Raw genomic sequence first — 14884 nt, forward strand, 5'->3', positions numbered from 1 at the left:
CTGCGGTTATGTCTCTGCGGTCAGTTCGCAAATGCCTTTTGGACTTTTGGGGTTAAGGAGAAGAGATCGCAGGGACAGGGCAGGGGCGGCGGTAAGGCAAGCTAGGCGGTCGAGCATTCATAACGCACAGCCCCCGTTTGTCCGTCCACGCCCGCAAGGCTGACACCGTAGCCCCACAAATGCCGTACATGCCGAAGCGTGGCGTCGCGGCTGGTTTCTTCCAGCAGGACGCTATTCTTTATCCCGTGCTGCAGCCGCAGCTGGCGGTCGCCGAGCAGGTCGACATCAACCACCTGAATGTCCTGCTGGTTGGCGGCGACGTCGTAGTTGCTGGCCAGTGCTTTGCGGATTTCGGCGTAGCCACGTTCGTTGTGGATGGATGCGACCTCGCAATATTTGTTGTCCGCTTCGTCGGTCAGCTGGAACAGCCTGAATTTGCGGATCAGCGCCGGGCTCAGATATTGCAGGATGAAGGATTCGTCGCGGTGGTTTGCCCAGGCATCAAGCAGGGTCTCCCGCCACTGGCCGCTGCCGGCAATGCTCGGGAACCAGTCACGATCCTCGGATGTCGGCTGATTGCAGATGCGCTCGATGTCCTGCATCATTGCAAATCCAAGTGCATAAGGGTTCATTCCGGAATAGCGCGGATCGTCGAAATGCGGCTGGAAGACCACGCTGGAATGGCTGTGAAGCATTTCCAGCAGCGAGCCTTCGCTGAGCTTGCCCTGGTCGAACAGCCTGTTCATGATGGTGTAATGTACGAAGGTGGCGCATCCCTCATTCATCACCTTGGTCTGGCGCTGCGGATAGAAATACTGGGCGATGACTCGGACGATACGCAGCAATTCCCGTTGCCATGGCTCCAGGATCAGGCTGTTCTTCTCCAGGAAATAGAGAAGATTTTCCTCCGGCAGATTGAGAACCTTCTTCCGCTCAAGAGCGTCGAGTTCGGCTTCTTCCTGATCCGGGCGTTCCGTGGCGCGCGGCAACGTGCGCCACAGATCGCTGTAGGTCTGTTCCTCGTATTCCAGCCGTTCGCGCGCCCGCTCCTGCTCCTTCTTCGAGGATAGGCGCGGTGGGCGGCGATAGCGGAACACGCCTTGATCCATCAGCGCATGGGCGGAATCGAGAATGGCCTCGACGGCGGATGTCCCGTGCCTTTCCTCGCATTTGGCGATGTATTTCTTCGAAAACTCCATATAGCCGAGGATGGCGCCAGCATCGGTCCATTGCTTGAACAGGTAATTGTTCTTGAAAAAGTGATTGTGGCCGAAGGCCGCATGAGCGGTCACCAGGGTCTGCATGGCCATGGTGTTTTCCTCCATCAGATAGGTGATGCAGGGATTGGAATTGATCACCAGTTCGTAGGCAAGGCCGTGGTGCCCCTTGCGATAGCCGTTTTCCTCATAGACGAAGCGCTTGCCGAACGACCAGTGTTGGTACATCAGCGGCATGCCGACGGATGAATAGGCATCAAGCATCTGCTCTGACGAGATGATCTCAAGCTGGTTGGGGTAGACGTCGAGCCCGAGCTCATCGATCGCGATCGTCTCGATCGCGTCATAGGTGCGCGACAACGTCTTGAAATTCCAGTCGGAGCTGTGAAACAGTAGTTTTGCGCCTGCATTCTTTGCCATGCGGGGCTCCGTTCAGCTACGAAATTGCAAGGTTGGCTGCCTGGCGAAAAGTTTTCGGAAGACAGGGTAGATGTCGGACGGCCGGGCGATCCGCGTCATCTGGAAATTCGGCCATTCGCCATCGACGGTGCGATAGGCGCGCCAGAGCGAGGTGCCGTTGTCGGTCGAGCCGAAGATTTCGCTCTCGCGCTCATCGATGATTTCGACATAGGCGTAATATTGGCAAAGCCGCATCAGCTCGGACGTGAGGATCGAGGCGCAACGTTCCGAATCGCGGGAAACATTGTCGCCATCGGATGCCTGGGCGGCATAAATGTTCCATTCCTTTGCCGGATAACGCTGCTGAATGATGTGCTGCATCTCCTCAAGTGCGGTGGAGACCACAGTGCCGCCGCTCTGGGTGCTGTAGAAGAATGTCTCCTCATCGACTTCTCCCGCTTCGTCGGTATGGCGGATGAAGACGATGTCGATCCGGTCATAGCGGCGTTTCAGGAACAGATGCAGGAGCACGAAGAAGCGCTTGGCGAGATCCTTTTCCCGCTCGCCCATCGAACTGGAGACATCCATCAGGCAGAACATCACCGCATTGGCGTTGGGCAGTGGCTGCCGTTCGAACCGGTTGAAACGGATATCGACGGGATCGACATAGGGGATGCGCCGCCGCCGCCGTTCGAGCATGTCGAGCTGCGCCCGCAAGGCGGCCAGATGCTGACGCTGGACGATATCGGGATCCGTTTGCGCCGCGAGCTCTTCGATTTCCAGCGCTAATGCTTCCAGCGTGTTTCGCTTGGGGCGATGCAGGGCGATGCGGCGTCCGTAGCTGTTGCGCATGGTGCGGCTGACATTGATATTGGTCGGCGAGCCGCTTGTCGCAAAGCCCGCGCGGCGGGGTTTGAAGGCGACGGCCTCCTTCAGGCTGAGCTTGACCATGTCGGGAAGTTCAAGGTCCTCGAAAAACAGTTCGAGCACCTCCTCGCGCGACAGCAGGAACTGGAAATCGTCCTCGTCCTGCCCCCTTCCGGCGGCCGAGCCCGAGCCGCCGCCGCCTTGTGGTTTGTCGATACGATCCCCGGGCATGTAATCGCGGTTGCCGGGCAGGACATATTGCCGGTCGCCGCTACCCCGGGCGGGTTGGAAGGTCGGCTCGCTGGCGCCGCGTGCCGGCATGGGGACGGCGTGGCCTGAATCCACGTCGGCGATCCGGTCGGTCTTGACGCGATCCTTGATGAAGCGTTTCAGCTCCTCGCGGGCGCGTTTCAGGAAACGCTGGCGATTCCCGAGGCTCTTGTCCTTCGGGTTGAGACGGCGGTCGATGAAATTCGGCATTGGCTACCCCCAGACATCGGTATGTCTCACCCCGCCTTGTTGACGCGCATGTACCATTCCACCAGCCTGCGCACCTGCCGCTCGGTATATCCGCGCTCGATCATGCGATGGACGAATTCGGCATGCTGCTTTTCGCTGGCGCTGTCCTTCTTGGAGCCGAAGCTGATCACCGGCAGCAAGTCCTCCACCTGACCGAACATCCGCTTTTCGATCACTTCACGCAGCTTTTCGTAGCTCATCCAGGACGGATTGCGGCCATTGTTCTTGGCCCGCGCCCGCAGGGTGAACTTGACAACTTCGTTGCGGAAATCCTTCGGATTGGCGATGCCGGCCGGTTTTTCGATCTGCGACAATTCATTGTCGAGGATTGTCCGGTTGAGAATCTGCCCCGTGTCAGGATCCTTGAAATCCTGATCTTCAAGCCAGGCGTCGGCATAGGCGATATAGCGGTCGAACAGGTTCTGGCCGTATTCGCTGTAGGATTCGAGATATGCCTTCTGGATTTCATGGCCAATGAACTCGGCATAACGCGTGGCGAGTTCCGACTTGATGAAATCGAGATAGGCAGCCTCGGTTTCCTTGGGGAACTGCTCGCGCTTGATCGCCTGTTCGATGACATACATCAGATGCACCGGATCGGCGGCGATCTCCTTGCTGTCGTAGTTGAAAGTCTCCGACAGCACCTTGAAAGCGAAGCGGGTGCTGACGCCGTTCATGCCCTCATCGACACCGGCAGCGTCGCGATACTCCTGAACAGATTTCGCCTTGGGATCGACGTCTTTCAGGTTCTCGCCATCATAGACCCGCATCTTGGTGTAGAGTGGCGAGTTTTCATGCGGGGCGAGCCGCGTCGAAACGGTGAAGCGGCTGAGGCTTTCCAGAACCTCGGGCGCGCAGGGGTTTTTGGCCAGCTCGCTTTCGCGCAGCAGCTTGTCGTAGATTTGCCGCTCTTCGGTAACGCGCAGGCAATAGGGTACCTTGACCACCAAAATGCGGTCGAGGAAGGCTTCGTTGTTGCGGTTGTTTTTGAACTGCAGCCATTCGGACTCGTTCGAATGGGCAACAACGATGCCCTGATAGGGAAAGGCGCCGAAATTCTCGGTGCCGTTATAGTTGCCTTCCTGGGTTGCGGTCAGCAGCGGATGCAGAACCTTGATCGGCGCCTTGAACATTTCCACGAATTCGAGCAGGCCCTGTGTCGTCCGGTTCAGGCCGCCGCTGTAGGAATAGGCGTCGGGATCGGCCTGGCTGAAATTTTCGAGCTGGCGGATATCGACCTTGCCAACCAGCGAGGAAACGTCCTGGTTGTTTTCATCGCCGGGTTCTGTCTTGGCAATGCCGATCTGGCGCAGGCGCGACGGCATCAGCTTGACGACGCTGAATTTCGAAATGTCACCGCCGACTTCGTCAAGGCGCTTGGTGGCCCAAGGCGAGATCATGCCGGTCAGTCGGCGTCTGGCAATGCCGTATTTGTCTTCAAGAAGATCGGCCATTTTTTCGGGATGGAAGAGGCCGAGAGGCGATTCGAATATCGGGCTGATCTGACCGCCGACCATCAATGTGTAGATCGGCCGCATTTCCATCAGTTTCTTCAGGCGTTCAGCCAGCGAGGACTTGCCGCCGCCGACGGGACCGAGCAGATAAAGGATCTGCTTGCGCTCTTCCAGGCCCTGTGCCGCATAGCGGAAATAACCGACGATCCGCTCGATCGTGTCTTCCATTCCGTAGAAATCCGCAAATGCCGGATAGACCTTGATGGTTCGATTGGAGAAAATGCGGCCAAGGCGCTCGTCGGCGCTGGTTTCGACGAAGTTGGGCTCTCCAATAGCGGCGACCATGCGCTCCTGTGCAGTGGCGTACATGCTTTTGTCGTCGCGGCACGCGAACAGATACTCCTGGAGACTGATCTCCTCCTGCGCGGTGCTGGTATAAATCTCCGAAAAGAGATCAAAGACATCGGACTGGGTGTTCTGCATCATGCTCTCCCGCGGCCGGTTCGTTGAGACGGGATCGCTGCCTATCGGCTCGCTCAACGAGATTAACGTTTCCTTGCTTCGATAGTTCCTTCAAATAATTGTTACTGCTGAGAATCTGACAACGAAGATGGCCGCACCCTTTGGGCGGGACCGACGGATCCTGGATCCTTGCCGAAGGGCGCACCGGTGATCACGCACCTCGCTCAGATCCGAATCACCGCCTTTGATGATCGTTCCGAATTCTTCCCGCCCAGCGTAACACAATAGTGCCGACAACCATCATACGTTCCGTGATGTTCACAACTTTCGGGGAAGTAAATTTTGTTTCACACCCTGGTAGGTGTTGCGAAATCCGATCGCGCCCTGCTGGCCACAGGGGTATCTTAGGCGCTCCAGCTTCCCTCGCTCGCTTTCGACAACAACGGTGTTTCGAAAACGCCGGTGGTCTTCTCCGGCCAGCGGCTGTCCAAGGCCGCCAATCGGTCGACCCAGCGGCGTGATTGGAGCATGGCGGCACCGATGGCCACCGGTTCGATGCCGGCAATGGCAAGAAGGGAAAGACCGGCAACGATGGATGTGCCGCTGGAAATGACGTCGTCGATAAGAACAACGCGGCCGTTTTCCAGAAGTGGGAGCATGCGGGGATCGATATAGAGCCGTTTTGTCTGGTCTGGCGTGGTGATCGAAGACATCGGCACCGACAGATCGGCCTGGTACCAGAATTTCGGAGAGGTTCCGAGCGGAACATAGCGGCTGTGGCCCAGCGCCCGCGCGACGGCGCTGGCAAGCGTCAGGCCGAGCGTCGGTAGCCCGGCGATGACGTCAGGCCGGAACGGTTTCAACTTTTCGGCAAGCTGGGCCGCCAGCACATCCTGCACCGGAAAGCTCGCCTGATTGACGATCAGCGACGCCAGGGCATGGGTTCCATCGGACAACGGGCGGATCGGCAGGCGGAGTTGACGCCCATCCATCAGGGTGGCCGGATAAAAATCCCTGTGGGTCTTGTCCGGATCGAACGTGTTTGCGGGATGGATTTCCTGCCAGAAGTCATGCGGCTGCACGGCGTCTTCCTTTGAGCCAAACTGTGAGGGAGGTGTTCGGTTTCTTGTGGTTTTGCTCTATACCGGAAGAACGTCCAGGGGAAGTCTGTGGAGCCCCGGTAAACAACGGACCCTCACGCCTCAAGGAATTGCCTGCCAATGCGCTTGCCCGAAATGCTGACTGCCGACCTGCCTTTTCTCACCGCGCTGCGCCGCGATCTGCATGCGCATCCCGAGCTTGGCTTCGAGGAAGAGCGAACCTGCGCCATCGTTGCGGATCTTCTGGAAAAGGCCGGGATCACCGTGACGCGCGGACTGGGCGGCACCGGCGTGGTTGGAACGCTGCAGATCGGCAATGGCACCCGCAGCATCGGGCTTCGCGCCGACATGGATGCGCTGGCAATGCCGGAAACGGCGGAGCGTCCGTATAAGTCCACGGTCGATGGCAAGATGCACGCCTGCGGCCATGATGGTCACACGGCCTTGCTGCTGGGGGCTGCGCGCTATCTGGCGGAAACCCGCAATTTCTCCGGTACGGTGCATTTCATTTTCCAGCCGGCGGAAGAGGGCCGGGGCGGTGCCCGGCGCATGGTCGAGGATGGTCTTTTCGAGCGATTTCCCTGCGATGCCGTTTACGGCCTGCACAATATGCCGGGCCTCGATACTGATGAAATGGCCGTGGTTGCCGGGCCGCAGCTTGCCTCCTCCGACAGCTGGCGCGTGACATTCCGCGGTACCGGGACGCATGGTGCCAAGCCGCATCTGGGCAAGGACCCGATCACGGCTGCCGCAACCTTTCTTGCCTCTCTGCAGACGATCATCGGCCGGGTTATCGATCCGCTACAGCCGGCGGTGGTCAGCGCCTGCTCGCTGCAGGCGGGCAATCCGCAGGCGCTCAATGTCATTCCCGATATTGTCGCGATCGGCGGGACTGCGCGGGCCTATTCGCCTGAGGTGCGCGATCAGCTGGAAACCGAAATCGGCCGTCTGGCGAGCGGAACCGCAGCGATGTACGGCATTGCCGCTGATTGTGGCTTCGAGCGCCGTATCCCGCCCGTTGTCAACGATGCGGACGCGACAGCGCGTGCCTTAAAGGCGGCCGGCACAGTCTTTGGCGACAAACTCAGAACCGCCTTTCCGCCATCTACGGCGGGTGATGATTTCGCCTATTTCGCCGGCGAAGCTCCGGGCTGTTATGTCTGGCTCGGCAATGGTCCGGCGGTCGATGGCGCCCTGCATCACAACACTGCCTATGATTTCAATGATGAGGCGATCGGACCCGGCGTTGCTTTCTGGGCGACGCTGGTCGAGCAGGAACTGACGCCCGCCTGAGCTTTTGTTTCCGGCTGATCCTTCAGGATCGATAACGCGGCGACGCGCAGTCTTCCGGCGTGAGGCCTGCTGTGTGCCTTCGCCGGCCTGGCCCCGTTCAATCGGGGCATCCAGCTTGCCGGAGGCGAGCGGGCAGTCTCCATCTCTCCTGTAGGGCTGTCGGCGATTTACGATTTCATGGACATTTGCTGGCGTCACTCATGACAGCCGCCTCGCTGTCGCCCGCGCAGCCCTTCGTGCTGGCCATTCTTCCGGCCAGAACCGGGCGCACCAAACGAAAATTTTGATTAATCAACATTCTCGTCATGAATGTAGGGCGATATGTATTTATTGCTCAACACTCTGGACATGATTGTTCACATTCAGTAGCGTCCACCGACGTTTTGGGGGAGGGTATTTTGGAGTGTTGGTTCTTTCCAGCCTGCCGGTGCCGTCATCATGCGCGTTTCACCACGGCAGCCTGCCGCTTCATTCACCCCATGGCGCAAGAGCAGCCGGAGGCCCTGACATGACGATGCCGATGACTGATCGCAAAGTGTTGATTTCGGTCGAAGACCTGACGGTCAATTTTGGCGTGAACCGCGTGGTCGAAAACCTGTCCTTCTCCGTCGCGCCCGGCAAGACCGTGGCCGTCGTCGGTGAATCCGGTTCAGGTAAATCTGTTACGTCGCTGGCAGTCATGCGTCTTGCTGACATGATGGGTGCAACATTCTCGACAGGCCGAATCCTGTTTGGAGAAAAAGATCTGCTTCAAACTTCCCAGAAGGCGATGCGGCGCATTCGCGGCAAGGAGATTGCCATGATCTTCCAGGAGCCGATGACGTCACTGAACCCGGTCTTCACGATCGGCGAGCAGATCTGCGAAGTTCTTCTGCTGCACGAAGCCATGAACAAGCCTACGGCGATGGCCGAGGCAAAGCGGCTTCTCGATATGGTTCGCCTGCCGGATTCCGAGCAGCTTCTGAAGCGCTACCCGCACCAGCTTTCCGGTGGCATGCGCCAGCGCGTGATGATTGCCATGGCGCTGGCCTGCCGGCCGAAGCTGTTGATTGCGGACGAGCCGACAACTGCGCTCGACGTGACGATCCAGGCGCAGATCCTCCATATCATGCGGGACCTGCAGCAAGAACTCGGCATGGGCATGATCTTCATCACGCACGACATGGGTGTCGTCGCCGAGATGGCAGATGATGTCGTCGTCATGTGGAAGGGTCAGAAGGTCGAGGAAGGCCCGGTTCGCGAGATATTCGCCAATCCGCAGCATCCCTATACCCGCACGCTTCTGGCGGCGGTACCGCGCCTTGGCAGCATGGCTGGGGAAGCGTTCCCCAAACGCATGCCGGTGACGGTGCTGCGCGATGGAGCGCCGGTGATTGTCGGTGAGGAGCGCGTGCAGGACACCGCGCGCTATGACGAAAAGCCACTGCTTTCGGTCAGGGACCTGTCTGTCAGCTTCGATATCCGCAAGTCCCTGTTCGGCAAGGTAACCCACCGTCTCAGCGCGGTATCCAAAGTCGGCTTTGATATCTATCCGGGCGAGACGCTGGCGCTTGTGGGCGAATCCGGTTCCGGAAAGTCGACCATTGGCCGGACGATCCAGCAGCTGCAGGCTGCTAAGGCAGGCGATATCGCGTTTAACGGCAAGCCGTTTTCATCGATGTCGCAGGCCGAACGTTTTCGTCTGCGCCAGGATGTCCAGTATATCTTCCAGGACCCCTTTGCCTCGCTCGATCCGCGCAAGACGGTTGGTTTCTCGATCGCCGAGCCGATCAACACACATGGCCTGATCCTGGGTACAAAGGCCGTGCGCCGGCGTGTTGACGAACTGCTTGAGCGCGTCGGCCTGACGTCGGCCCATGCGGATCGTTATCCGCACGAGTTTTCCGGCGGGCAGCGTCAGCGCGTCTGCATCGCGCGTGCGCTCGCCTCCGAGCCCAAGCTGATCATCGCCGACGAGGCGCTGTCGGCGCTCGACGTGTCGATCCAGGCGCAGATCATCAATCTGTTCATGGATCTGCAGGCCGAGCGCGGTCTCGCCTATCTCTTCATCAGTCACGACATGGCGGTGGTCGAGGAAATCAGCCATCGCGTTGCGGTGCTGTATCTCGGCCAGATCATGGAAATGGGCAGCCGCCAGCAAGTATTCGAGACACCGCGGCACGATTATACCCGCCGTCTTCTTTCGGCCGTTCCTGTCGCCGATCCCAACAGGGAGCGCAAAAGCACCCTGATCACCGGCGACATACCCAATCCGGTTCACCGCGTCGGCGATGAGCCAGCTATTCTCGTTCACGAGGAAATCGATCCGGGCCACTTCGTCGCAAAGGTGGCCTGATACCTGCGAAAAAACTGCAAGCAACTGAAGAGGAACAGCGATATGCAAACAATCAAACGGGGACTGACAACGACCTTTATGGCATTGGCCCTGTCGGCTACAGCCATTTATGCCGGCCCGGCTCTGGCTGCCGGTAAGATGACGATTTCGAGCCCGCAGGACCCCGGCAGCTGGGATCCGATCGACACCTTCCTGGTACAGTGGGCTGCCGTCTCGACCAATATCTTCGACGGCCTGACCTATCGTGGTCCCGATCTCAAGCTCGTGCCCGGTCTTGCTGAATCCTGGGAAGAGCTGGACGAAGGCAAGCGCATCCGCTTCAAGCTGCGCCAGAACGTCAAGTTCCATGATGGCGAAGCTTTCAATGCCCAGGCAGTGAAGTTCACCTTCGAACGCCTGCTCGGCGAAGAGGGTGCCAAGGGACCGCAGCGCTCAAACTATACCAGCATCGAAAGCGTTGACGTGATCGATGATTACACCGTCGACATGAAGCTGAAGACGCCCGATCCGGTGCTGCTGACCAAGCTTGCCGGTTATGGTGCGATGATTGTTCCGCCGAAATACATTCAGGAAAAGGGCGAGGACAATTTCAACCTTAATCCTGTCGGCACAGGCGCGTTCAAGTTCGTCTCCTATACACCCAAGGTCGATATCAAGCTTGCAGCCAACCCGGATTACTGGGGTGGCGCGCCGAAGCTTTCCGAACTGGAATACCGCTTCATCACCGAACCCGCGACGGCCGTTGCAGAGCTTCAGGCAGGCCGCGTCGATCTGGTGATCCCGCCGACCATTCCGATCGGCATGATTCCGGTGATCGAAGGCGATGCGAACCTTGCTGTCGTCAGCGTTCCGGGGCCGACGGTCGATGCGCTGCGCTTCAACACGCGCGATGGCATTACCGCCGACCCGAAGGTGCGTAAAGCGATCATCATGGCCATCGACCGCACAACCATCGTCCAGTCCATCCTGGCCGGTCAGGCTTCCGAGATCGTCAGCTTCCAGAGCGCCCTTTCTTTCGGCTACGACGCGGACCTGAAGGCTGTTGCCTATGATCCGGAAGGCGCCAAGGCGCTTCTCGCAGAAGCCGGAGTCAAGCCGGGTGCCGCCCTGCAGATCGATATCCGCGGCAATGACTCGACGATGAACGAGGTTGCCCAGGTTATCGCCAGCTATCTGCAGATGGTCGGCATCACCGCGACGATCAAGCCTTACGAAACCAACGTTCTGCTCAACGATATCATTCCGCAGGGCAAGACGGGCGCCATGTTCCAGCAGAAATGGGGCGGCTGGACGTTCGACTACGACAACACCGCCTATGCGATGTATCACTCCGGCGAAAAGTGGAATCCTTACGACAAGGACGAGACGATGGACAAGCTGCTGGAATCGCAGCGTCCGCTGACGGATCGCGCGGAGCGGGAAAAGATCCTCAAGGAAGTTGGCCGCTATGCCGCCGATCGCGCTCTGGAGCTGCCGCTCTATAACAGCAACGCCATCTACGGCATCAGCAAGCGGGTGAAGGGCTTTGTTGCTCCTTCGGACAACCGCTTGAAGCTGACCGACGTCACCGTCGAATAATCTGAAGACCTCTGTGCCGCCCGGTTAGCGGGCGGCACGTTTTCCCCTACCTTCAAGGATCACGAACGTGGCCGGTTTCCTTATCAAACGATTGCTGCAGGCGATCTTCGTCGTCTTCGCCATCACGCTGGTGGTCTCTTTTGCCATCCGCCTGACCGGCGATCCTGCTCTGATGATGTTTCAGGGCGGTGGCAGCATGACGGAAGAGGACCTGATGCGCATCCGTGCGTCGCTGGGCACCGATCAGCCGTTCATCATGCAATATCTGAATTTCCTCAAGGGAATGGTGACGCTCGATTTCGGGCGCAGCTTTACCGGAGGAACCCCTGTCTCGCTCCTGATCGGCAATGCGCTTCCGGCCACGCTGCTGCTTGCGTTCATCTCGATGTTCGTTTCGATCGCGCTGTCCATACCGCTCGGCATCAAGGCTGCGACGGCCAAGGGCAAGGCCGCTGATCAGGCGATCCGCATCCTCTCACTGGTTGGCCTTTCCTTCCCGAACTTCTGGCTTGCCACAATGCTGGTGCTGCTCTTTGCGGTGACACTTGGCTGGTTGCCGGCAAGCGGCATGTCGGGGTGGGCGAGTTACGTCATGCCGGCATTGACCATGGGCATCATCTTGACGGCAACCAATGTCCGGCTGGTGCGCACCTCGATGCTGGAAACCCTAAAATCGCAATATGTCATGGTGGCGCGCGCCAAGGGGCTCAGCGAAACGACGGTGCTCTACAAGCATGCACTGCGCAACTGTGCCATTCCGCTCATCACCTATTTCGGCCTGCAGTTTGGCGGCCTTCTCGGCGGCATCGTCGTCGTTGAGCGTGTCTTCAACTGGCCGGGCATGGGCACGCTTGCCTTCGACGCGGTTTCGGGCCGCGACTATCCTGTCCTGCAGGCCGTCATCACCGTTCTGTCGCTGATGATCGTCGGCGTCAATCTCCTGGTCGACATTGCCTACGGGCTCGTTGATCCGCGCATTCGTACGGAGTAATCGCCGATGGCCACCAAATCCTCCCGCCTGTCGCAGTTCTACAGTCTCGAATTCATCCTCGGTGCGTCGCTGACGCTGATCATCTGCCTCGCGGTGCTGCTATCCGACGTGCTGTTTCCCGGCGGCGCTGAAAAGATCAACCTGATCGCGCGCCTCACCAAGCCCTTCACCACGGCCGCCTATCCGCTGGGCACTGATCCGCTCGGCCGGGATGTGCTGGCGCGCGTGGTCGCTGGCGGCAAGATTTCGTTGCTGGTCGGCTTCACCTCGGTAATCGGCGCGGTGATCTTCGGCGTGCTGATGGGCCTGATTGCCGGCTATTATCGCGGCTTCTGGGATATGCTGGTGATGCGCTTTGCCGACCTGCAGCTCGCCATGCCGTTCATCCTGCTGGCGATCACCTTCATCGCCATCGTTGGCGGCAGCCTGACCAACACGATCATCCTGCTGATCGTTTCGCAATGGGTACAATATGCGCGCGTGGTCCGCGGTTCGGTGCTGACGCTGCGCGAGCGGGAATTTATTCTCTCTGCGCGGGCGATCGGCGTCAAAGACTGGCGCATCATCTTTCAGCACCTGCTGCCGAACCTGATCGGGCCGGTCATCGTGCTCATGACCCTCAACGTCGCCAACAACATTCTTCTGGAAAGCAGCCTGACCTTCCTCGGGCTTGGCGTCGACCCAACCATCCCGAGCTGGGGCGGCATGCTGGCCGATGGCCGCACGTATCTCCAGACCGCCTGGTGGGTCAGCGTCTTCCCGGGCCTTGCGATCCTCCTGACCGTGCTTGGCCTGAACATTCTCGGCGACTGGCTGCGCGACAGCCTTGACCCGACCGGCAGAACTTCGAGGTAATCCGATGACCGTGATCTTGCAGAAATCCTTTGAGCGCACACTCGATCAGTTGGCGGCGCGCGCCGTCCCGGGCGACAGTTTTGAGGCCTGGACCTTCGACGACCGTGAAAGCCGCGCCGCGGCTGAACGCGCGTTATCGGAAAGAGGCATCACGGCCCGCATCCGCAGCGCCTACAAGCCGTTGCTGTCCTTCTTTCTCGAAGAGGTTGATCTCAAAGGCGTCGAGGCCATTGAAATCCGCTATCCGGTCCACCCAGCGGCATCTGACAACCGCTTCCGGCTGGAGACCTATCCGCTGGGCGCGCTGGTCGGCGAGGCAAAGATTGCATTTGTTCCACGCGCAGACGGCGGGTTCTTCTATGAGGTGGTGCTGACGGGTGCCGACATCGAGCAATCCGTTACTGTTCTTGCGCCGAACCGGGTGCATCAGGATCGCACCGGGCAGACCAATCTCTCGCCAACCGGCTGGTTGCGCCGCGCTGGTGAAACGATCGGCGAACGGCTGGAAACGGACTATGAGGTGGTATTCGAAACTGCAATATCCGCGATCGCTGATTATGACTGGGGCCAGGACGAACCCTATTTCGAAGAGCTGAACATCCGCATTGGTCATCCGTCCAGCGACGAGCCGCTGGCGATTGGCGATGAGGTGGTCAGCCTGCGCGAAGCGCTTCATGAGGACCTGTATTTTTCGCTTCTCGAATTTTTCCAGATGAAGTCCGGCCGGCCGTTGGGCGATCGGGGGTTGAGGCCCGGCATGATCGTGCCGGAAGTCGTGCAGGTCGAAGGTGCCATCACGCTCAGCATAACCACCCGCGCCTTGTCGACCGGTTTCCTCGACGGTGCCGCGCAGGCGATCGATACCGCCAGCGAGCCGCTGGCCGCTGGCCAAGTGGCGGTCCAGCTGGAGGCGATCGGCGGGGAGGGGTTTGATGCCCGCACCCGGTCCGGCCGCACGGTTTTCGCGCGCTATGTCGCCGGCAGCGATGCCGCGGTGATGATCAGCGGCGGTCAGCACCCAAATGAGACCACCGGCATCGTCGGCGCTTTGCGTGCCGCGGCCAAGCTTGCAGAGCGCAAGGGCGCGCATTTCACCATTTCGCCACTTGAGAATCCGGATGGTTATGCGGTGCACCAGCGCTTGCGCCGCGACAACCCGCGCCACATGCATCACGCCGCCCGGTACACCGCGCTCGGTGACGACCTCGAGTACCGCACATATGAAAATGCGGCCGGGCATGTGAACGAAAAGGAAATCCGCTTCAAGGCACAGGATTTGAGCGGCGCGCAGTTGCATGTGAATCTGCACGGCTATCCCTCGCATGAGTGGACCCGGCCGCTATCGGGTTATGTGCCGCGTGGTTTTGCCGCCTGGACCCTGCCGAAAGGCTTTTTTCTGATCGTTCGCCATCATCCTGACTGGGAAAGCCAGTCGGAGGCGTTGCTCGACCGGGTGACGCGGCATCTCGGAGAGGTGCCCGGGCTACTGGCGTATAACGACAGGCAGATCGCACTCTATGAGATTCATGCCGGTGAGACGGGCTTCCGGATTATCAACGGTTTCCCCTGCCTCATTTCAGTCGATCATCGCCACACTGTGCCGATGACCCTGATCACCGAATATCCGGACGAGACCATCTACGGCGAAGAGTTCATTGCAGGTCATACGGCTCAGATGGAACTGGTCCTGTCTGCGTATATGGCCTGGCAGGATATCGTCTCGGTCAGCTGATCCCGTCTGACGGCGAAGCATGGTCGGACATGAGGCTGCTCATGCCCGGCCGAAATGCCGCCAAGAGTTGGTGGAAGCGGTC

The 14884-nt window shown here is 59.3% G+C and carries 10 protein-coding genes; 6 read left to right on the top strand and 4 right to left on the bottom strand.

The window, feature by feature from the left end:
• Positions 1-101 precede the first annotated feature (101 nt).
• From ACSQ3J_RS24500 to ACSQ3J_RS24515, 4 genes are all read right to left on the bottom strand, one after another.
• Complete coding sequence (locus ACSQ3J_RS24500) at positions 102-1637, bottom strand: SpoVR family protein (protein ID WP_436040544.1); 1536 nt, start codon at positions 1635-1637, stop codon at positions 102-104.
• Positions 1638-1649: 12 nt separating this feature from the next.
• The gene (locus ACSQ3J_RS24505) at positions 1650-2963 is read right to left on the bottom strand and encodes a YeaH/YhbH family protein (RefSeq protein ID WP_060503138.1); all 1314 of its coding nucleotides are present in this window, start codon (positions 2961-2963) and stop codon (positions 1650-1652) included.
• A 26-nt stretch (positions 2964-2989) separates the two neighbouring features.
• Entirely contained in the window at positions 2990-4939 is a 1950-nt protein-coding gene (locus ACSQ3J_RS24510) for a PrkA family serine protein kinase (RefSeq protein ID WP_436040545.1), read from the bottom strand.
• Positions 4940-5322: 383 nt separating this feature from the next.
• Entirely contained in the window at positions 5323-6000 is a 678-nt protein-coding gene (locus ACSQ3J_RS24515; protein ID WP_436040546.1) for a phosphoribosyltransferase, read from the bottom strand.
• 138 nt (positions 6001-6138) lie between these two features.
• Between ACSQ3J_RS24515 and ACSQ3J_RS24520 the strand changes: the two genes are divergently transcribed.
• The 6 genes from ACSQ3J_RS24520 (at position 6139) to ACSQ3J_RS24545 (ending at position 14802) form a co-directional block, all read left to right on the top strand.
• Positions 6139-7311: a M20 aminoacylase family protein gene (locus ACSQ3J_RS24520; protein WP_060503135.1), complete on the top strand. Its 1173-nt coding sequence runs from the start codon at positions 6139-6141 to the stop codon at positions 7309-7311.
• A gap of 514 nt (positions 7312-7825) precedes the next feature.
• Positions 7826-9646, top strand: a complete 1821-nt coding sequence (locus tag ACSQ3J_RS24525) for an ABC transporter ATP-binding protein (protein ID WP_060503176.1) — start codon at positions 7826-7828, stop codon at positions 9644-9646.
• A gap of 42 nt (positions 9647-9688) precedes the next feature.
• Positions 9689-11224, top strand: coding sequence for an ABC transporter substrate-binding protein (locus ACSQ3J_RS24530; RefSeq protein WP_060503134.1), 1536 nt, complete (start codon positions 9689-9691; stop codon positions 11222-11224).
• A 67-nt stretch (positions 11225-11291) separates the two neighbouring features.
• Entirely contained in the window at positions 11292-12215 is a 924-nt protein-coding gene (locus ACSQ3J_RS24535; protein WP_060503133.1) for an ABC transporter permease, read from the top strand.
• A gap of 6 nt (positions 12216-12221) precedes the next feature.
• Positions 12222-13070, top strand: a complete 849-nt coding sequence (locus ACSQ3J_RS24540; protein ID WP_060503132.1) for an ABC transporter permease — start codon at positions 12222-12224, stop codon at positions 13068-13070.
• Between the two features lie 4 nt (positions 13071-13074).
• Positions 13075-14802 (top strand): M14 family metallopeptidase, encoded by a 1728-nt coding sequence (locus ACSQ3J_RS24545; protein ID WP_060503131.1) that lies wholly within the window; start codon positions 13075-13077, stop codon positions 14800-14802.
• Positions 14803-14884 lie beyond the last annotated feature (82 nt).

The organism is Rhizobium sp. LjRoot98 (assembly GCF_964252935.1).
GTDB lineage: Bacteria > Pseudomonadota > Alphaproteobacteria > Rhizobiales > Rhizobiaceae > Pararhizobium.